The sequence below is a fragment of the Frischella perrara genome (assembly GCF_000807275.1).
Classification (GTDB): Bacteria; Pseudomonadota; Gammaproteobacteria; order Enterobacterales; family Orbaceae; genus Frischella; species Frischella perrara.
In genome coordinates, this window is the sequence record NZ_CP009056.1 from 129,641 (window position 1) to 149,371 (window position 19,731).

Consider the following 19,731-nt stretch of genomic DNA (forward strand, 5'->3'; position numbering starts at 1 on the left):
GAGTAATGCTGAATGAAGCCTGCTATTTTTCTGGATCGTGATGGTACAATCAATATCGACTATAATTACGTACATCAAATTGATAATTTCCATTTTATAGATGGAGTTATTGATGCTTTAGTCGAATTAAAAAAAATGGGTTTTTTGCTGGTTATAACGACGAATCAATCTGGCATAGCTAGAAAAATTTTCTCTCAAGAACAATTTGATACACTTACGCAATGGATGGACTGGTGTTTGATTGACCGTGGTGTTGAAATTGATGGTGTGTATTATTGTCCACATGATCCTTTAAATACTCATTGCGATTGCCGAAAACCAAAACCAGGTATGATCTTAACTGCGCAAAAAGATCTAAATATAGATCTTGCTAATTCATATATGGTCGGTGATAGAGTATCTGATTTATTATCAGGTAAAAATGCAGGGGTGAAAAAGACGGTATTAGTTAGAACCGGTGATAAAATTACACCAGAAGCGGAAGCACAAGCTGATTGGATTATTGATAGTTTAGCTGATTTACCACAAAAGATTCGTAATGAATCTTAATTGATGATAAAAAGTTAGTAAAAGTCAGATTAAAAAATGGCAATAAAGATAAGTAAATACAATGATGATTTTTAAAGTGGGATATTAATTTGCTAAAATTTAGTTCACTTTGGATAAAAAAAGAACGAACAGCGATATATTTAGCAATATTTACTTGCGCGATTTATTTTTACTCTTATAATCTCGACTCACTAACCAACGATAATACATCTAAAATGAATTTATTATCTTAGGTTGATTTAAAAATTAAAGAAGTTTTTAACTTAGAATAAAGTTAAAAATAAAGTCAAAAGTGACTTGACAATAAAGTTAGGTAAGCGTAACATACGCAACCCTTGAGACAGTAAGCCGAAACGGAAAAAACTGTCAGCTCTTTAAAAAGTAAATAACAGACAATCTGTGTGGGCACTGTTAGGACAAAGAATTAAAGTCTACGGACTTAAAAGAAATCAAGTCTTAATAAGTGACACTGAAGATTCATTTGAATATGTCAGAGACAGTTATTGAGCATCAAACTTTAAATTGAAGAGTTTGATCATGGCTCAGATTGAACGCTGGCGGCAGGCTTAACACATGCAAGTCGAACGGTAACATGAGTGCTTGCACTTGATGACGAGTGGCGGACGGGTGAGTAATGTATGGGGATCTGCCGAATGGATTGGGACAACAGTTGGAAACGACTGCTAATACCGAATAATGTCGCGAGACCAAAGGGTGCTTTCGGGCACTTGCCATTTGATGAACCCATATGAGATTAGCTAGTTGGTGGGGTAAAGGCTCACCAAGGCGACGATCTCTAGCTGGTCTGAGAGGATGACCAGCCACACTGGAACTGAGACACGGTCCAGACTCCTACGGGAGGCAGCAGTGGGGAATATTGCACAATGGGGGAAACCCTGATGCAGCCATGCCGCGTGTATGAAGAAGGCCTTAGGGTTGTAAAGTACTTTCGGTGATGAGGAAGTTATGTGTGGGATAAGCACATATAATTGACGTTAGTTACAGAAGAAGCACCGGCTAACTCCGTGCCAGCAGCCGCGGTAATACGGAGGGTGCGAGCGTTAATCGGAATGACTGGGCGTAAAGGGCATGTAGGCGGATGATTAAGTTAGGTGTGAAAGCCTCGGGCTCAACCTGAGAATAGCATTTAAAACTGGTGATCTGGAGTACTGTAGAGGGAGGTAGAATTCCACGTGTAGCGGTGAAATGCGTAGAGATGTGGAGGAATACCGGTGGCGAAGGCGGCCTTCTGGACAGATACTGACGCTGAGATGCGAAAGCGTGGGGAGCAAACAGGATTAGATACCCTGGTAGTCCACGCTGTAAACGATGTCGATTTGGAGTTTGTTGCCTAGAGTGATGGGCTCCGAAGCTAACGCGATAAATCGACCGCCTGGGGAGTACGGCCGCAAGGTTAAAACTCAAATGAATTGACGGGGGCCCGCACAAGCGGTGGAGCATGTGGTTTAATTCGATGCAACGCGAAGAACCTTACCTGGTCTTGACATCCACAGAATCTTTCAGAGATGAGGGAGTGCCTTCGGGAACTGTGAGACAGGTGCTGCATGGCTGTCGTCAGCTCGTGTTGTGAAATGTTGGGTTAAGTCCCGCAACGAGCGCAACCCTTATCCTTTGTTGCCAGCGATTAGGTCGGGAACTCAAAGGAGACTGCCGTTGATAAAACGGAGGAAGGTGGGGACGACGTCAAGTCATCATGGCCCTTACGACCAGGGCTACACACGTGCTACAATGGCGTATACAAAGGGAAGCGAAGGTGCGAGCTGGAGCGGACCTCCTAAAGTACGTCTAAGTCCGGATTGGAGTCTGCAACTCGACTCCATGAAGTCGGAATCGCTAGTAATCGTGAATCAGAATGTCACGGTGAATACGTTCCCGGGCCTTGTACACACCGCCCGTCACACCATGGGAGTGGGTTGCACCAGAAGTAGATAGCTTAACCGCAAGGGGGGCGTTTACCACGGTGTGATTCATGACTGGGGTGAAGTCGTAACAAGGTAACCGTAGGGGAACCTGCGGTTGGATCACCTCCTTACGAAGCGCCTAGCAGTGTTCACACAGATTGTTTGTTATGAAGAGAGAAGCACTTTATTGGGTCTGTAGCTCAGGTGGTTAGAGCGCACCCCTGATAAGGGTGAGGTCGGTGGTTCAAGTCCACTCAGACCCACCAATTTGAGAAAAGCTCTGCTGAGAAGAGGTTTGTATTCCTGCGAAGTTGGTGTCGAATCGAATTGGTAGAAGTGATGAAGTGAAGATAGATGGGGCTATAGCTCAGCTGGGAGAGCGCCTGCCTTGCACGCAGGAGGCCAGCGGTTCGATCCCGCTTAGCTCCACCATTATTTATTCTTTCTGTTTACTTTTTATTTATCCTCCCTAAAAAATCCAATGCAAAATTACTACATCATAATCTCACATCGTTATTATAATGCTATAATTTAGTTCATTATTGTTTGTTTTTAGTGCAATTTCGCACTGATCTAATATAAGAATATTATCATTAGAATTTTTATAAAAAAAGTAACAGCTAGTATATTACTAAATTTCCATTATTTTTTTAGTTTCCTTTGTTATGGTTGGTATCCTTTTTGCAACAGTAAAAATTGTTTTAAGCCATTTTTATATTACTATTAAACAAAGGATCTTAAAATGATGTCTGAATCTAATGATAAAGTTATATTATCTCGTCGAAATTTTCTAACTTATTCAGGTATTGCAATTGGTGGAATCTCGCTAAGTTCTGTTTTGACTAAAAGCTATGCTAAGCAACTTGTTTCGCCATCTATTGATGCTTTACCTGCAATAGATGAAACAATAACACCAAGTTTAGAAAATCCTGTTCGATTGAATTTTAATGAAAATGCATTAGGTATGTCACCCAATGCAAAACAAGCTGCTATTTCTGCTGTAAGTAAAGCTAATCGTTATGCAAAACATGAAATGCCATTGTTAAGTCAATCCATAGCTACATCACATGGTTTATCAACACAATATGTTTTATTAACAGCTGGTTCATCAGAGGGTATACGTAGTTCAATAATGGCATTTGCAAAAGAAAATACACAATTTGTAATTAGCGATCTTACATATGGTGATGGCGAATATTTTGCTAAGATTGCGAAATTATCAGTTAAGAAAGTACCATCTTTGAAAGATTGGACAATTGATATTGATGGACTAAAAAAACAAGTTGAAAAATATAATGGAAATTCAATTGTTTATCTTGTTAATCCAAATAATCCAACTTCAACTATAACCGATACAAAAAAAATGTTTGCTTGGATTCGTAGTAAACCTAAAAACACAATGTTTATTATTGATGAAGCATATGCTGAATTTGTCAATGAACCGACATATCAATCTGTCGATAGTTTTATTGAACAAGGCTATGAAAATGTCATTTTACTTAAAACCTTTTCGAAAATTCATGCTATGGCAGGGTTACGAGTAGGTTATGTTCTTGCTCATCCTAAAAATATAACCCATATTGCACAATATGTAGCGGGCGAAAAATTAAATTATTGTGGCGTATGTGCTGCTCTGGCTTCAATGGAAGATAAAGCTTATTTGAATTATTCTAAAAAAGTAAATGATACATCTCGTCAAATAATGCAAAAAACATTGAAGGAACTAGGCTTTGATTATTTATCTTCACAGACGAATTTTATTTTTCATAAGATTCCTACTGATTTAACTAAATATCAACAACTATTAAAAGATAACTATATATTAGTAGGGCGAGCATTTCCTCCTGCAGAACGATGGTGTCGTATATCATTAGGAACTCCAGGTGAAATGCTATATACCACAAAAATACTTACACAACTGCGAGAGCAAAATTTAATTTAATTTTATAGATTAAAATACACTATTATTTGTATACCATAAGTCAGCTTCCAAGCTTCAGGGAAACAAAATAATAGTGTTTTTTCTATTTTTGTAGCTGTTATATTCAGATATAGAATAAAATAAAAACAAACGCACATTATTTTGAATTTTTTTTAAATTTAGTGTTGTGTTATTAAATAAAGTGTACTAATATAGCGCCCACTTCGACAACGAGGTGATTAAGTAGTAAGATGTTGAGTTAATAAAGAAATAACTTACTTACTGTTTATTGGTGAGTACATATTGTGTGTGCTAACTAATAATGCTCTTTAACAAGTAGGAACAAGCTGAAAGAAACGAGTTCTCGAATGATATTGAAATTGCATGAATGAATTTATGTGGTGAAGATATGATAAGAGAAGAAAGCGTAAAAGAAAACCAGAGACAACTGTGAGTTGTAAGGTTAAGAAATTAAGCGTACACGGTGGATGCCTAGGCAATCAGAGGCGATGAAGGACGTGTTAATCTGCGAAAAGCGACGGTAAGCTGATAAAGAGCGTAATAGCCGTCGATGTCCGAATGGGGAAACCCAATGCAGGTAACTGCATTATCATATGATGAATACATAGTCATATGAGGCGAACCGGGAGAACTGAAACATCTAAGTACCCCGAGGAAAAGAAATCAACCGAGATTCCCGAAGTAGCGGCGAGCGAACCGGGAGGAGCCCAAAGTGGGAAGCATATAGAGTTAGTGGAATTATCTGGAAAGTTAGACGATAGAGGGTGATAGTCCCGTACACGAAGACTAGATATGTGAAAGCTTGAAGAGTAGGGCGGGACACGTGATATCCTGTCTGAAGATGGGGGGACCATCCTCCAAGGCTAAATACTCCTGATTGACCGATAGTGAACCAGTACCGTGAGGGAAAGGCGAAAAGAACCCCGGCGAGGGGAGTGAAATAGAACCTGAAACCGTGTACGTACAATCAGTGGGAGCTGTTACCATTGGGTAATAGTGACTGCGTACCTTTTGTATAATGGGTCAGCGACTTATATTCTGTAGCGAGGTTAACCGAATAGGGGAGCCGAAGGGAAACCGAGTATTAACTGTGCGTTAAGTTGCAGGGTATAGACCCGAAACCCGGTGATCTAGCCATGGGCAGGTTGAAGGTTGGTTAACACTAACTGGAGGACCGAACCGACTAATGTTGAAAAATTAGCGGATGACCTGTGGCTGGGGGTGAAAGGCCAATCAAACCGGGAGATAGCTGGTTCTCCCCGAAAGCTATTTAGGTAGCGCCTCATGTATAACTGTTGGGGGTAGAGCACTGTTTCGGCTAGGGGGCCATCCCGGCTTACCAACCCGATGCAAACTCCGAATACTGACAAGTTTGAGCATGGGAGACACACGGCGGGTGCTAACGTTCGTCGTGAAGAGGGAAACAACCCAGACCGCCAGCTAAGGTCCCCAAGTCATAGTTAAGTGGGAAACGAAGTGGGAAGGCTTAGACAGCTAGGATGTTGGCTTAGAAGCAGCCACCATTTAAAGAAAGCGTAATAGCTCACTAGTCGAGTCGGCCTGCGCGGAAGATGTAACGGGGCTAAAACTATGCACCGAAGCTGCGGCAGTATGCGAAAGCATATTGGGTAGGGGAGCGTTCTGTAAGCCTGTGAAGGTATCCTGAGAGGGGTGCTGGAGGTATCAGAAGTGCGAATGCTGACATAAGTAACGATAAAGCGGGTGAAAAGCCCGCTCGCCGGAAGACCAAGGGTTCCTGTCCAACGTTAATCGGGGCAGGGTGAGTCGACCCCTAAGGCGAGGCAGAGATGCGTAGCTGATGGGAAACGGGTTAATATTCCCGTACTAGATATAACTGCGATGGGGTGACGGAGAAGGCTAGGTTTACCATATATTGGATAATGGGTTAAGCGTGTAGGGGTGTGATTAGGCAAATCCGGTCACTGAAACCCTGAGGCGTGATGACGAGTCACTAAGGTGGCGGAGTAATTGATGCCATGCTTCCAGGAAAAACCTCTAAGCATCAGGTTATATGTAATCGTACCCGAAACCGACACAGGTGGTCAGGTAGAGAATACTAAGGCGCTTGAGAGAACTCGGGTGAAGGAACTAGGCAAAATGGTGCCGTAACTTCGGGAGAAGGCACGCTGATGGTAATTGAAATCCCATGCGGATGTAGGTGAAATCAGTCGAAGATACCAGCTGGCTGCAACTGTTTAATAAAAACACAGCACTGTGCAAACACGAAAGTGGACGTATACGGTGTGACGCCTGCCCGGTGCTGGAAGGTTAATTGATGGGGTTATGCGCAAGCAGAAGCTCTTGATCGAAGCCCCAGTAAACGGCGGCCGTAACTATAACGGTCCTAAGGTAGCGAAATTCCTTGTCGGGTAAGTTCCGACCTGCACGAATGGCGTAATGATGGCCAGGCTGTCTCCACCCGAGACTCAGTGAAATTGAAATTGCCGTGAAGATGCGGTGTACCCGTGGCAAGACGGAAAGACCCCGTGAACCTTTACTATAGCTTGACAGTGAACATTGAGCCTTAATGTGTAGGATAGGTGGGAGACTGAGAAATGTGTACGCCAGTATGCATGGAGTCGACCTTGAAATACCACCCTTTAATGTTTGATGTTCTAACCTATGCTTCTGAATCGAGGCAAGGGACACTGTCTGGTGGGTAGTTTGACTGGGGCGGTCTCCTCCCAAAGAGTAACGGAGGAGCACGAAGGTTAGCTAATCCTGGTCGGACATCAGGAGGTTAGTGCAATGGCAAAAGCTAGCTTGACTGCGAGAGTGACGGCTCGAGCAGGTACGAAAGTAGGTCATAGTGATCCGGTGGTTCTGAATGGAAGGGCCATCGCTCAACGGATAAAAGGTACTCCGGGGATAACAGGCTGATACCGCCCAAGAGTTCATATCGACGGCGGTGTTTGGCACCTCGATGTCGGCTCATCACATCCTGGGGCTGAAGTAGGTCCCAAGGGTACGGCTGTTCGCCGTTTAAAGTGGTACGCGAGCTGGGTTTAGAACGTCGTGAGACAGTTCGGTCCCTATCTGCCATGGGCGTAGGAAAATTGAGAGGGTTTGCTTCTAGTACGAGAGGACCGAAGTGAACGCACCGCTGGTGTTCGGGTTGTGATGCCGATTGCATTGCCCGGTAGCTACGTGCGGAATAGATAAGTGCTGAAAGCATCTAAGCACGAAACTAGCCTTGAGATGAGTTTTCCCTGAAGAGATTCAGTAAGGTCCGTTCGAGACTAGGACGATGATAGGTCAGGTGTGTAAGTGTAGTGATACATTGAGCTAACTGATACTAATGAGCCGAGAGTCTTAACCTTACAACTCGGAGTTGTTTTTGGAAAGAAGAGCTTGTTCTGAAGAGTTAGAGAAGTTAGACAGGATATGTCTGGCGGCGATGTTGCGGTGGTCCCACCTGACCCATGCCGAACTCAGAAGTGAAACGCCGTGGAGCCGATGGTAGTGTGGGGGTTACCCCATGTGAGAGTAGGTCACCGCCAGACTATAAAATACAGACCTCGTCCGCAAGGATGGGGTTTTTTTATTGCTGTTATACTGCTGTCATATTGCTGTTATTACTATTATTATTGTTATTGTTTGTAGAGAGAATGATTAGTGATGATGAAGTTATTAGTTGCAGGGGCTAATGGCTGTGATGAACTAATCAGCAATCAGAATCTTAATTTTAGTCTTATAAATTAAGCTAAATACCATTTACCGAATTATGTCTGGCGGCGATGTTGCAGTGGTCCCACCTGAACCATGCCGAACTCAGAAGTGAAACGCTGTGAAGCCGATGGTAGTGTGGGGGTTACCCCATGTGAGAGTAGGTCACCGCCAGACTATCAATTTAATATATCTCCTTTCATAACTACGTAATCATTTTGCTCTTTTTTATAGCAAATTGCCTACTATGTCTTTCAATATTCTATTTTTTCTGTATCTAAGGTTTACCTTAATTGTGTAATATGTAACAATCTTATCTAAGTAAAAGTATATCTTGAGGTAGTCGGTGATTGATCATGATGGCTACCGTCCAAATGTAGGAATTATTATTTGCAATCGACATGGTCAGGTATTGTGGGCGCGTCGTTTTGGGCAAAATTCTTGGCAGTTTCCTCAGGGCGGAATTAATAATAATGAAACACCTGAACAAGCTATGTTTAGGGAATTGAAAGAAGAAGTAGGTTTATCTTCTAATGATGTGAAAATTTTAGCAGTAACAAGTGGATGGTTAAGATATAAATTACCAAAACGTATGATACGTTGGGAAAATGAACCTATTTGTATAGGTCAAAAACAAAAATGGTTTTTGTTGGAATTAGTATCTGATATTTCTTCAATTAATCTTGAATTGACATTAACACCGGAATTTGATGATTGGCGTTGGGTCAGTTATTGGTATCCTGTACGGCAAGTTATCGCTTTTAAACGTGATGTTTATCGTAAAGCAATGAAGGAGTTTTCTTCAACGGTGTTCTCAATACAAAATGAACAGGAGTTACTTTCTGAAAACAGAAATGAAACACCTAAACTTAATCAATCAGGGCGTAAGAAACGCTTTAGTTTTTTTGCTCATAAACGTAAAAACAAGAAGTTCACAAAAAAATGACACATTACTTATCCTTTCCTAATTTTGATCCGATTATATTCTCAATTGGTCCATTGTCGTTGCATTGGTATGGAGCGATGTATTTGTTTGGTGTTCTAGGTGCATGGCTGCTAGCAAATAAGAGAATAAAACAACCCAACAGCGGTTGGACCAAGCAACAAGTAGAAAATTTATTATTTTGGGGCTTTTTAGGCTTGTTTATAGGTGGTCGTCTAGGTTATATACTTTTTTATAATTTTAAAATGTTTATCGCAGATCCTTCAGTTCTTTTCCGTGTATGGGAAGGTGGAATGTCATTTCATGGAGGATTAATTGGTGCTTTAGTTGTGATAGGTATTTTTGCTTATAAAAATCATAAACGCTTTTTTGAAGTTTCAGATTTTGTTGCTCCCCTTATTCCAATAGGTTTAATGTTTGGTCGTTTAGGTAATTTTATTAACGGTGAACTGTGGGGACGCGTGACGACATCTCATATTGGTATGTTGTTTCCAACTTCCAGTTCCGCTGACCTTGCTTATGTAAACACTCACCCACAATGGTATGAGCTCTTCGTAAAGTGCGACTATTTATTACCTCGCCATCCTTCTCAACTTTATGAAATGGTTTTTGAAGGTATTGTATTATTTATTTTATTGAATTTATTTATTCGTAAAACGCGACCAATCGGTAGCGTGTCAGGATTATTCTTACTGTTATACGGTATCTTCCGTTTTATTATAGAGTTTTTCAGACAACCAGATGAACAACTTGGCTTATTTTTTAATGCAATAAGTATGGGGCAAATTTTATGTTTACCAATGATTATTTTGGGTGCGATATTTCTCTATTTTGCGTATAAGTCCACAGATGGTTTAAAATATTAAACTTTAAATTGTATTACCCGTTTTAAAATGTATTTATAGGATTAAAAATGAAACAATATTTAACGCTTATGCAGAAAATTCTAGATGAAGGTACGTCAAAAGCAGATCGCACAGGTACTGGAACATTGTCAATTTTTGGTTATCAAATGCGTTTTAATTTACAAGAAGGTTTCCCTTTGGTAACGACTAAAAAGTGCCATTTGCGTTCAATTATCCATGAATTACTTTGGTTTTTGAAAGGCGATACAAATATTCAATATTTAAAAGATAATAAAGTTACAATTTGGGATGAATGGGCTGATGAAAATGGTAATTTAGGCCCTGTTTATGGTAAGCAATGGCGTTCATGGGATGCAGCAGATGGACGGCAAATTGATCAAATTAGTCAAGTTATAGAGCAAATCAAAAAAGACCCAGACTCTCGACGAATTATTGTTTCGGCATGGAATGTGGGTGAGCTAGATAAAATGGCACTAGCGCCATGTCATGCCTTTTTCCAATTTTATGTAGCTAATGGAAAATTATCTTGTCAGCTTTATCAACGTTCTTGTGATGTTTTCTTAGGTTTACCATTTAATATTGCGAGTTATTCGTTATTGGTGCACATGATAGCTCAACAATGTAATTTACAAGTAGGTGATTTTATTTGGACTGGTGGTGATACTCATCTTTATTCAAATCATTTGGAACAGGCTCATTTGCAATTAAGTCGACAACCAAAACAACTACCTAAATTAGTAATTAAAAGAAAACCACCTACTATTTTTGATTATGAATTTGAAGATTTTGAAATAGAGGGTTATGATCCTCACCCAGCCATTAAAGCACCAGTAGCCGTATAAATCTGAACTATATAATGTGGATTACTCCATATTATATAGTATCGACTATTTTAGTTATCTTTATGTAATAATTTTAAACGTTTAATAGTACTCCGGTATTATTGTGTAATCAATCCCACTATATGATACACTACGGCAAATTATATTGGGTTTTTATAAATTGTAATGCAAAAACTGAATCGTATTATTTTATATTGTCGTTCTGGATTTGAAAAAGAGTGTGCGGCAGAAATCACTGATAAAGCTAATGAACTAGGTATTTATGGATTTGTTAAATTAAATCCCATGAGCGCATACGTTGAATTTGAGTGTTATCAAGATGGTGAAGCTGAAAAATTAGTTAAAGAAATTAATTTCAAAACATTGATTTTTGCCAGACAAATGTTTGTGGCAGGCCCAGAGCTAACAAATTTATCAAACCAAGATCGCATCACTCCAATTGTTAATGCAATTAAAGGTAATATTTCTCGTGCAGGATCGTTACGTGTTGAAATACCAGATACGAATGAAGCAAAAGAACTAGCAAATTTTTGTCGTAAATTTACAGTACCGCTAAGGCAAGCATTACGTGCTAATCAGATTTTACTGAAAGTTGAAAATTCCCTAAAACCGGTTATTCATTTATTATTTATAGATAGTACCCGTTGTTTTATTGGTTACTCGTATAGTAATAATAATTCTCCCTTTTATATGGGTATTCCACGGTTGAAATTTCCTGTTGATGCACCTAGTCGATCCACGCTTAAATTAGAAGAAGCTTTTCATGTGTTTATTCCATATGAAGAGTGGGATGAGCGTTTAAAAGGGGGATTAAATGCGGTTGATTTAGGTGCAAGTCCTGGTGGTTGGACTTACCAATTGGTAAAGCGCAGTATGATGGTCAGTGCGGTTGATAATGGTCCCATAAATAAATCGTTAATGGAAACGGGGCAAGTTAAACATTTTCAGGAAGATGGTTTTAAATTCCGACCTAAAAAAAATAGTATCTATTGGCTTGTTTGTGATATGGTAGAAAAACCGGCAAAAGTTACAGCTTTAATGATTGATTGGTTAGTTAGTGGTTTATGTCGAGAGGCTATATTTAATTTGAAATTGCCTATGAAAAAACGTTATGAAGAAGTTAAACAAAATATGTTTTTTCTGCAAGAGCAATTAAAAGAACATCGTGTTAATGCTCAAATTCAAGCAAAACAGCTTTATCATGATCGTGAAGAAATTACGATTCATGTTCAGCGTATTTGGGGTTAATCAAAATAATAAAAAACATCAATTAATCAGATCTCATTGATTATAATATAGAATTATATCTAAAATAGTACCGCTAATTGGTCTAAGTAAATTTATTTTATTTGATCAACTATGCATTATTGCTTATACATTTTAATAAACGAAAGAGATTATATAATGGTTAAGTCGCATATATTGTCAGGTTTTCTTAAATTTAGTCTGTTTGCATTACTGATAAGTGTATTAACAGGATGTCCAAATTATATACCACATCAAGCTAATTTTGATGAAACTAAAAATTCACGTTATTATTTAGCTCAATCAGAAAATTCTTCGGGTAGTGAAAAGATAAATTGGCAATTATTTGCTATTCGAGCGCTATTAAATGAAGGCAATCTTACTCAAGCCAAACAATTACTTGATCAAATACCTAAAAGTTTAAATAATGAACAAGAAAAAGAGAAGATTTTGTTGCAAGGTGAGGTAGCAGTAAAATCTAAGCAGAAATTTGATATCAGTTCTCTTTCTTTGGCTAATTTAAATGAAGATCAAAAAATTCGGTACTATAAGATTAAAATTGAGTTAGATGGACAAAAACAAGATAATAATGCCAAAATTCATGACCTCATCGAACTTGAAAAATATGGATCAGTTGAGCAACGTCATGATGCGATTAATCTAACATGGCAATTCCTGTCTAACCTTTCCGAAAAACAAATTAATAAAATTTTAGTTTATGCAAATGAATATGTTTTGCAAGGTTGGATTGATTTAAGTTATCTTTATAACAGTAATTTAAAGACATATGCCATTAATGAGCAAGATGATGCTGATACTATAGCTAGATTAGAAGAAGATAAATATAAAGCACTTAAGAATGCAATTAGTGAATGGCAAATTCAATATTCAAGCCACCCAGCGGCAAATTATCTACCAAGGGATATTTATGGCAGTAAACACCGTCTATCTGATCCGAGCGAATATAAAAAAGTTGCACTATTGCTGCCATTGAGTGGTCAATCAAAGATATTTGGTGAAACAATTCGTTTAGGTTACCAAGATGCCGCAAAAGTATCATCAGAAAATCAGCAACAGGATGTCATATATTTTGATACCAATAGTGATTCTATTGATAATTTAGTTATTCGTGCTAAGCAACAAGGAGCACAGCTCATAGTTGGTCCTCTACTAAAACAAAATGTGCAAACACTATTACAATCTTCCCCCGATTTACCAGTATTAGCTTTGAATAAGATTGAAGATATCAATTCATTACCAAGCCATGCTAATAAAATCTGCTTTTTTGCTTTATCACCTGAAGATGAAGCAAAAGATGCAGCTAAACATATTTACAGTGAAAATAAGAAACAACCTTTGTTAATCATCCCACATAATAATCTGGGTGATCGCGTGGCAAAAAGTTTTAGTCAGCAATGGGATATTACTAATCCAAACTCTAAAGGAATTTATGTACAATATTTTAATTCTGCGCAGGAACTAAGTAAAAAAATGAATTCAGGTATTGGTATTGAGTTAGAAGGAATCCCTCTAACTCATTCAAACACCGAATCAACTATACAAAATAATTCTGTTGAACAGCCAAAATTTGATGCAATCTATATTTATGCTTCTCATGAAGAGCTTACTTTAATCAAATCAATGCTTGAAATGAAATCAAATAAAGTTATAGCAAATGCTGATGGTAATAATAATAAAAACGAGAATAAACAATCAGAAATTAAAGTTATCCCTATGCTTTATGCTAGTTCAAGAAGTAATATCGCTAATACGACAACGGATTTCCGTTATGATATGGATAAACTACAATTAAGTGATATACCTCTTATTGTTAAGCAAAAAGAGCGTTATTCACAATTACCAGATTATATAAAAAATGATTTCTCTTTGGTTCGTTTATATGCAATGGGTTTTGATGCTTGGACATTATCAAATCATTTTGATACTTTGATCCCGTATCAAACAGGCATCATTAATGGTGAAACAGGTAGACTATCAGTAACAGAGCAATGTGATATAACGCGCACATTATCATGGATACGTTATAAAAATGGTAATGAAGTGGCAATTAATTAATGCTAAATAAACGTCAACTAGGACAATATTATGAAGAGCTAGCATGCCGTTCTTTATGTTCTAAAGGACTAACATTAATAGCTAAAAATAGTCAATCTCGATTAGGTGAGATCGATTTAATTATGCAAGATCAAAGTTGCTTAGTATTTGTTGAAGTACGTTATCGCAAAAACGATTTATTTGGTAATGCTGTATCAACAATAACAAAAGCGAAACAGAATAAGATTATTCGTGCTGCTTATGACTGGATGTCTTTGCAGCATATCAATAGTGAGTCGTACGAATTTCGTTTTGATATCTTTGCATTTACGGGTAGAGAAACACAATGGATAAAAAATGCCTTCTCGATCTAAAAGATAAGTCAATTTAATTTGTTAGTCACTTAATGAGAAAGATAAAATGTTAAGCATGATCAAAAATTACTTTACTGAAAGTATTCAGACTCAGATAGTCATGACTGAAGCTTTAAGTCAACCAATTGAACAAGCAGCAAATATTATTATAAATGCCTTATTAAATGGCAATAAGGTACTGAGTTGTGGAAATAGTATATCAGCAGCTAATGTACAAAATTTTACAGCTCAACTGGTAAGTGGTATTGATGTTGAGAGACCAAGTATTCCCGCCCTAGCGCTAGTAAGCGATAATATTTTAATTAGCACTATAGCCAATCATTATCAGCAACTAAACGATATTTATGCTAAGCAAATTCAGGCATTAGCAGTAGAAAATGATGTTTTAATTGTTTTATCAACTGATGGTAACGATAAATCGATCATTCATGCTGTTCAGGAAGCCGTTATAAAAGATTTACCTGTAATCGCGATAACTGGATGTGATGGCGGTACTATAGTGGGATTATTAGGACAAAATGATATTGAGATAAGGATACCTTCTCATAAAGAAAGAACGATTTGTGAAATGCAATTATTGGTATTGAATTGCTTATGCCAATTAATTGAAAATACCCTTTTTCTTCGTTAAAAAGGTTCATTAAAGGCAATATTAATATAAAGAATAATTGTATTTAACGCTTTAATTGTTTTTATATTAAACTGTATTACAATCACCTTTATAAATGACGATTTGAGGATTAGCTTGTGAAAAGAATAACATTATGCGTTTTAGTAGTGACTGGTATATTAATGTTACAAGGGTGTGTTGCTGCCGTGATTGGTGCTGGTGCAGGTGTTGCAAAAATTGCTTCAGATCCTAGGACGGCAGGAAAGCAAGTTGATGATACGGCGATTGATTCAAAAATTAGTTTAAAGATAAAAAATGAGAGCGATTATTTTAAAGGATCGCGTATTGTAGTCTCATCCTATAATGGTAATGTATTACTTATTGGTCAAGCTAGCTCTCAATCTGTTATTGATCGAGTAGTAGAATTAGCGAATGGTGTTGACAGTGTAGAAAAAATCTATAATCAAATCCGAATTGGTAATATTATTAGTGCAGGTACTATGACTAATGATGCATGGATAACAACGAATATCAAGACTAAGTTAATCGCCAATAAGAATACTAAAGCTCGAGATATTAAGGTCATTACCGAAAATGGAGAAGTGTTTTTATTAGGTATTGTTACTCGCGATGAAGGATATACCGCTGGTGATATAGCAAGTAGAGTGTCGGGTGTTAAACTTGTAACCAAAATTTTCACTTATCTTGATTAATATAACGTTATTTCCCCAGTTCAAGTTAAATGCTAATTGGGCGCATCGAGCGCCCTGATTTATTGAGTTGTTTTTTTAATTACTTAATATCGTTTAATCCAAAAAGAAGTGATAGCATCATAATTAATTATGTAAGACCAATTCCTTGATTTTATCAATAATATTCTTTACACCTGACTGTCGGGATTCACTCAATTCATTAATAATTTTTAAGTCTTTTAGTACAGCTAGAAAATCGGTTTCTGCTATTTCTGAGGCTGATTTACCATTTGCTAATATGAGTATTATAGCCATTAATCCTTTAACTATGCGCCCCTCACTATCGCCATAAAAATAAAACTGATCTTGGGGATTTTTATCAAAAGTCAACCAGACCGAATTCTCACAACCTTGTATTTGGTTCTCGGTAATACGAGCATGTTCAGGATATGTAGGCATTGTTTTTGCCAATTGAATTATTTGCCGATAACGATCTTGCCAAGTATTGAGTGATGAAAATAATGTAAATAATTGTTCTATGGAGAGTAACGTCATAATAATTAAGTAATAATTAAACTCGTTTCATAATTGTAGCATAGTTAAGAAAGGAAACACTAAATCTAACATTTCAATAGCAGTACATTTTAATAAATTGTATTTAAGTAAATATCTTCTATTCACTACACGATAAGTATGATCTATTTTAAAATGGATATGGCGTTTTCAATCGCCAAAATAAATTTATCAACATCCATTGATGAATTATATGGCATAAATGATGCCCGAATTACACCTTTGCAATTTAAAGCCTGCATTAGCGGTTGAGCACACAATTCACCGCTACGGATGGCAATATCTTGTTCGGCAAGCAAAATAGCTATGTCATCATGATGAATATCTTTGATAGAAAATGTTATTAAAGAACTATTGGCAACACTATGAATGTTGATATCAGGAAGGGTTTTAAGTTTAATTAGTGCATCTTTAACAAGATTAATGGTGTAGTGCGTAGCTGCAAAATTATCAATAGATTTTAACCAATCTAATACTGCATAAAATCCGACTACCGCGGCAATATTTGGGGTTCCAGCTTCGAATTTATAGGGGATATTAGCAGGTTCAAAATCTGTGAAAGAAACGGATTTCAGCATTTTTCCACCACTTTGCCAACAGTCCATTTTTTCTAGCAAGTCTGCTTTTCCATATAATACGCCTAAACCTGTTGGAGCATATAATTTGTGAGCAGAAAAGGCATAAAAATCAATTTGATATTGTTGCATATCAATAGGATGATGAACAATACCTTGTGCACCATCCACTACGATAATGGCATTATGTTGATGAGCAATTCTACTAATTTCGTAAATGTCAGGTTGAAAACCTGTGACATTTGACATTTGCGTAACAGCTATGATACGTGTTTTAGGGGTGATAAGTGTTTGTAAACAATCGACTGATAGCGTGCCATCAATTTCTATTGGCCATTTTATTACCTTTGCCCCTGTTTGCTGAGCAACTTGTATCCAAGGGATTAAATTACTATGATGCTCTAACTCACTGACGATAATTTCATCACCAATGTTCAAATTTTTTCGTGCATAACCCTGCGCGACAAGATTGATAGATTCTGTTGCACCTTTAGTCCATACTATCTCATGGCTATATTGTGCATTAATCAAATCAGCCGTGAGAGAACGAGCTAACTCATACTGTGCATCTAACGCTAATGCCTTAGTATGTTTGCTTCTCAAAACTGTGGCTACATTCTGATAATAATCCTTAGTAGCTTCAATCATCACTAGTGGTTTAAGAGCTGTTGCTGCGGAATCAAGGTAGACCCCTTCACACTGTAAAGAAGGAAACTGTGATCTAAAATGTATAGAATTAAATGCCATTATGATAACTCAAGCCCTGCAATACCGTTCCAATAGCCGTTACAATCATGTTTTGATTTAATGTTAAGCGGTGCTTGACCCTTTTCATTAGCTTTGAATTGCTTAACTACTTCAAGAGTTTCTAAACCTAAAGGTGATAAACGAACAACGTCAACTAAACCTTGCATATCTTTAAGATTATTACCAAGATTATAACAATAGCCGCTTTGAGTTTGTATACCGTTAAGTACAAATACTTTTTGCTGTTCCTGTGAATATACCTCACGACCTACTGGATATTTTATACAACAAGTTTCACATTTATCTTTTGGTCTATCTTCTGAACGAGCAGTAAAACAACGAGCGGAATAGGCTAATGGTAAATAACCATAACTAAAGACTTCAACTTCAAATTGACGTGGAACATTTAAAGATTCAAATTGTACCAGTATATTATGTAACCAATCACGGGATAGCTCTACTGGCATACACCAACGAATCATACCTTGCTTTTGTAACAACTTGAGTGTGAAAGCGTTATAACAGTTAATTGCAGGTCCGGCCACAAATGGTAGATGATATTCATTTGCTAAATTAATCGCCGCCAAATCGTTAGCTTCAATCAAAAAGTCACCATTGTTTATAAGTTGGCGCATTTCATTAATTTCTGATGCAGCTTCTAATAATGCGAGAGTCGATAATACGACTTGTTTACCAGAGTTTGAAACTTCTTTGGCTAAAGAAATCCAATTAGCGACTTTCATTTCTCGACGTTTAGTACAAACGGTTTCTCCCATATATATGATATCGGCATCACTTTGCATTGCCGCTTGATAGAATTTTTCCGTTTCTATTTTAGGCCAATAATATAAAACAGGGCCTAAGGAGTATTTCATAAAGCTTCCCTTAATATTAAAGCGATTAATTGCTCACATATTTATAATTTTATTTTATTGCCATTTACGATGATAAGCACCTAACGTTGTTTGACTACCTTCCGATACTGAACCTAGCGTGTCCATCCATTGCTTTTCAGCATGATAGGATTGCGGATTAGCCATATAACGATCGATAGCTTGACGCCAGACTTTAGTTACTTGTTCGACATAAGCGGGACTACGTTGACGACCTTCAATTTTTACTGAAGCAATATTAGCTGCAAATAATTCAGGTAATAATTCAATGGTATTTAAACTGGTTGGTTCTTCAATTGGATGATAAAGCGTATTTTCCACAAAATAACGCCCTTTACATAAAGTTGGATAACCTGCATTTTCTCCTTTTTTGTGGCAGTCAATTAATACGTTATTTAATCGTGATTCTAATCCACGCTCTGTTTCTTCCCAACGGACAAATTTTGCTGGTGAACAAGCACCCACCGTATTAGGTGACTCACCTGTTAAATAAGAAGATAGATAGCAACGTCCTTCAGCCATGATACACAGACTACCAAAGGCAAATACCTCAAGTGGAATTGGCGAAACTTGAGCTAATTGTTTGACTTGATGAATAGAAAGTACACGCGGTAATACTATTCGATGAGGATTAAAATTGCTATGGTAAAATTTAATAGATTCAATATTGGTTGACGAAGCTTGTACCGAAACATGTCTCTCAATATGTGGGTATTTTTCTGCCGCATAATCAAGAATCGCTAGGTCAGCTAAAATCAGAGCATCAGCTCCAATCGTTGCAGCCATATCTACTGCATTTTGCCAACGATAGAAATTATCGGGGTGAGCAAAGGTATTGATAGCAATGTGTAATTTTTTACCTTTCCGATGAACGTAATCAGAGGCTTCAAATAAGCGTTTTTCATTAAAATTTAGCCCAGCAAAATGACGAGCATTGGTATCATCTTTTAAACCGATATAAACTGCATCGGCACCGTTATCTATTGCCGTTTTTAAAGCCGGTAAAGATCCCGCAGGACATAAAAGTTCCATAAATATACATCCAAAATATTTAACTACATTATTATGCTATAACATCTCAACCTTTGTGAATATATAAAATAATATAATCTTCAATATAAAAAACAAGTTACAATAATTTTATTGAGATTAACTTCTTTTAATTCTTGCTAAAAACGGTCAAGTTGCCATCAGTATAACATCAATCATATAAAGC

The 19,731-nt window shown here is 37.4% G+C and carries 14 protein-coding genes, 2 tRNA genes and 4 rRNA genes; 16 read left to right on the forward strand and 4 right to left on the reverse strand.

Features of this window, described 5'->3' with window-relative positions; genetic code table 11:
- Window positions 1–12: 12 nt before the first annotated feature.
- From gmhB to dolP, 16 genes are all read left to right on the forward strand, one after another.
- Entirely contained in the window at window positions 13–549 is a 537-nt protein-coding gene (gene gmhB / locus FPB0191_RS00575; RefSeq protein WP_039103265.1) for a D-glycero-beta-D-manno-heptose 1,7-bisphosphate 7-phosphatase, read from the forward strand.
- A 519-nt stretch (window positions 550–1,068) separates the two neighbouring features.
- Window positions 1,069–2,602: ribosomal RNA gene (locus FPB0191_RS00580) — 16S ribosomal RNA — on the forward strand.
- A gap of 58 nt (window positions 2,603–2,660) precedes the next feature.
- A tRNA-Ile gene (locus FPB0191_RS00585) sits at window positions 2,661–2,737 on the forward strand.
- A gap of 90 nt (window positions 2,738–2,827) precedes the next feature.
- A tRNA-Ala gene (locus FPB0191_RS00590) sits at window positions 2,828–2,903 on the forward strand.
- A gap of 310 nt (window positions 2,904–3,213) precedes the next feature.
- The gene (locus FPB0191_RS00595) at window positions 3,214–4,413 is read left to right on the forward strand and encodes a pyridoxal phosphate-dependent aminotransferase (RefSeq protein ID WP_039103266.1); all 1,200 of its coding nucleotides are present in this window, start codon (window positions 3,214–3,216) and stop codon (window positions 4,411–4,413) included.
- A gap of 440 nt (window positions 4,414–4,853) precedes the next feature.
- Window positions 4,854–7,754: ribosomal RNA gene (locus FPB0191_RS00600) — 23S ribosomal RNA — on the forward strand.
- Window positions 7,755–7,821: 67 nt separating this feature from the next.
- Window positions 7,822–7,937: ribosomal RNA gene (rrf, locus tag FPB0191_RS00605) — 5S ribosomal RNA — on the forward strand.
- A gap of 224 nt (window positions 7,938–8,161) precedes the next feature.
- Window positions 8,162–8,277: ribosomal RNA gene (gene rrf / locus FPB0191_RS00610) — 5S ribosomal RNA — on the forward strand.
- A gap of 169 nt (window positions 8,278–8,446) precedes the next feature.
- The gene (rppH, locus tag FPB0191_RS00615; RefSeq protein WP_039103268.1) at window positions 8,447–9,046 is read left to right on the forward strand and encodes an RNA pyrophosphohydrolase; all 600 of its coding nucleotides are present in this window, start codon (window positions 8,447–8,449) and stop codon (window positions 9,044–9,046) included.
- Window positions 9,043–9,909: a prolipoprotein diacylglyceryl transferase gene (lgt, locus tag FPB0191_RS00620; RefSeq protein ID WP_039103270.1), complete on the forward strand. Its 867-nt coding sequence runs from the start codon at window positions 9,043–9,045 to the stop codon at window positions 9,907–9,909. The genes rppH and lgt overlap by 4 nt, the downstream gene beginning before the upstream one ends.
- Before the next feature lie 47 nt (window positions 9,910–9,956).
- The gene (thyA, locus tag FPB0191_RS00625; RefSeq protein ID WP_039103272.1) at window positions 9,957–10,751 is read left to right on the forward strand and encodes a thymidylate synthase; all 795 of its coding nucleotides are present in this window, start codon (window positions 9,957–9,959) and stop codon (window positions 10,749–10,751) included.
- 174 nt (window positions 10,752–10,925) lie between these two features.
- Window positions 10,926–11,999, forward strand: a complete 1,074-nt coding sequence (gene rlmM, locus FPB0191_RS00630; protein ID WP_039106379.1) for a 23S rRNA (cytidine(2498)-2'-O)-methyltransferase RlmM — start codon at window positions 10,926–10,928, stop codon at window positions 11,997–11,999.
- 156 nt (window positions 12,000–12,155) lie between these two features.
- The gene (locus tag FPB0191_RS00635) at window positions 12,156–14,072 is read left to right on the forward strand and encodes a penicillin-binding protein activator (RefSeq protein ID WP_039103273.1); all 1,917 of its coding nucleotides are present in this window, start codon (window positions 12,156–12,158) and stop codon (window positions 14,070–14,072) included.
- The gene (locus tag FPB0191_RS00640) at window positions 14,072–14,425 is read left to right on the forward strand and encodes a YraN family protein (RefSeq protein WP_039103275.1); all 354 of its coding nucleotides are present in this window, start codon (window positions 14,072–14,074) and stop codon (window positions 14,423–14,425) included. The genes FPB0191_RS00635 and FPB0191_RS00640 overlap by 1 nt, the downstream gene beginning before the upstream one ends.
- A 46-nt stretch (window positions 14,426–14,471) precedes the next feature.
- Entirely contained in the window at window positions 14,472–15,056 is a 585-nt protein-coding gene (locus FPB0191_RS00645; protein WP_039103277.1) for an SIS domain-containing protein, read from the forward strand.
- A 116-nt stretch (window positions 15,057–15,172) separates the two neighbouring features.
- Window positions 15,173–15,748 (forward strand): division/outer membrane stress-associated lipid-binding lipoprotein, encoded by a 576-nt coding sequence (gene dolP / locus FPB0191_RS00650; protein ID WP_039103279.1) that lies wholly within the window; start codon window positions 15,173–15,175, stop codon window positions 15,746–15,748.
- Between the two features lie 123 nt (window positions 15,749–15,871).
- Here dolP and csdE read toward each other — a convergent pair whose 3' ends face one another.
- The 4 genes from csdE to ubiU all read right to left on the reverse strand — a co-directional run bounded on the left by csdE (window position 15,872) and on the right by ubiU (window position 19,547).
- Window positions 15,872–16,282: a cysteine desulfurase sulfur acceptor subunit CsdE gene (gene csdE / locus FPB0191_RS00655; RefSeq protein WP_039103281.1), complete on the reverse strand. Its 411-nt coding sequence runs from the start codon at window positions 16,280–16,282 to the stop codon at window positions 15,872–15,874.
- Between the two features lie 143 nt (window positions 16,283–16,425).
- The gene (gene csdA / locus FPB0191_RS00660) at window positions 16,426–17,625 is read right to left on the reverse strand and encodes a cysteine desulfurase CsdA (RefSeq protein ID WP_039103282.1); all 1,200 of its coding nucleotides are present in this window, start codon (window positions 17,623–17,625) and stop codon (window positions 16,426–16,428) included.
- Window positions 17,622–18,497 (reverse strand): U32 family peptidase, encoded by an 876-nt coding sequence (locus FPB0191_RS00665; protein ID WP_039103283.1) that lies wholly within the window; start codon window positions 18,495–18,497, stop codon window positions 17,622–17,624. The genes csdA and FPB0191_RS00665 overlap by 4 nt, the downstream gene beginning before the upstream one ends.
- A gap of 54 nt (window positions 18,498–18,551) precedes the next feature.
- On the reverse strand, window positions 18,552–19,547 hold the full coding sequence (gene ubiU, locus FPB0191_RS00670; RefSeq protein ID WP_039103285.1) for a ubiquinone anaerobic biosynthesis protein UbiU: 996 nt from the start codon (window positions 19,545–19,547) through the stop codon (window positions 18,552–18,554).
- Window positions 19,548–19,731 lie beyond the last annotated feature (184 nt).

What these genes read in the sequence shown, in the direction of transcription:
- FPB0191_RS00640 (WP_039103275.1), top strand. Translation starts at nt 14,072, where the DNA reads ATGCTAAATAAACGTCAACTAGGACAATATTATGAAGAGCTAGCATGC.
- FPB0191_RS00645 (WP_039103277.1), top strand. Translation starts at nt 14,472, where the DNA reads ATGTTAAGCATGATCAAAAATTACTTTACTGAAAGTATTCAGACTCAG.
- FPB0191_RS00635 (WP_039103273.1), top strand. Translation starts at nt 12,156, where the DNA reads ATGGTTAAGTCGCATATATTGTCAGGTTTTCTTAAATTTAGTCTGTTT.
- lgt (WP_039103270.1), top strand. Translation starts at nt 9,043, where the DNA reads ATGACACATTACTTATCCTTTCCTAATTTTGATCCGATTATATTCTCA.
- FPB0191_RS00595 (WP_039103266.1), top strand. Translation starts at nt 3,214, where the DNA reads ATGATGTCTGAATCTAATGATAAAGTTATATTATCTCGTCGAAATTTT.
- gmhB (WP_039103265.1), top strand. Translation starts at nt 13, where the DNA reads ATGAAGCCTGCTATTTTTCTGGATCGTGATGGTACAATCAATATCGAC.
- FPB0191_RS00665 (WP_039103283.1), bottom strand. Translation starts at nt 18,497, where the DNA reads ATGAAATACTCCTTAGGCCCTGTTTTATATTATTGGCCTAAAATAGAA.
- csdE (WP_039103281.1), bottom strand. Translation starts at nt 16,282, where the DNA reads ATGACGTTACTCTCCATAGAACAATTATTTACATTATTTTCATCACTC.
- ubiU (WP_039103285.1), bottom strand. Translation starts at nt 19,547, where the DNA reads ATGGAACTTTTATGTCCTGCGGGATCTTTACCGGCTTTAAAAACGGCA.
- thyA (WP_039103272.1), top strand. Translation starts at nt 9,957, where the DNA reads ATGAAACAATATTTAACGCTTATGCAGAAAATTCTAGATGAAGGTACG.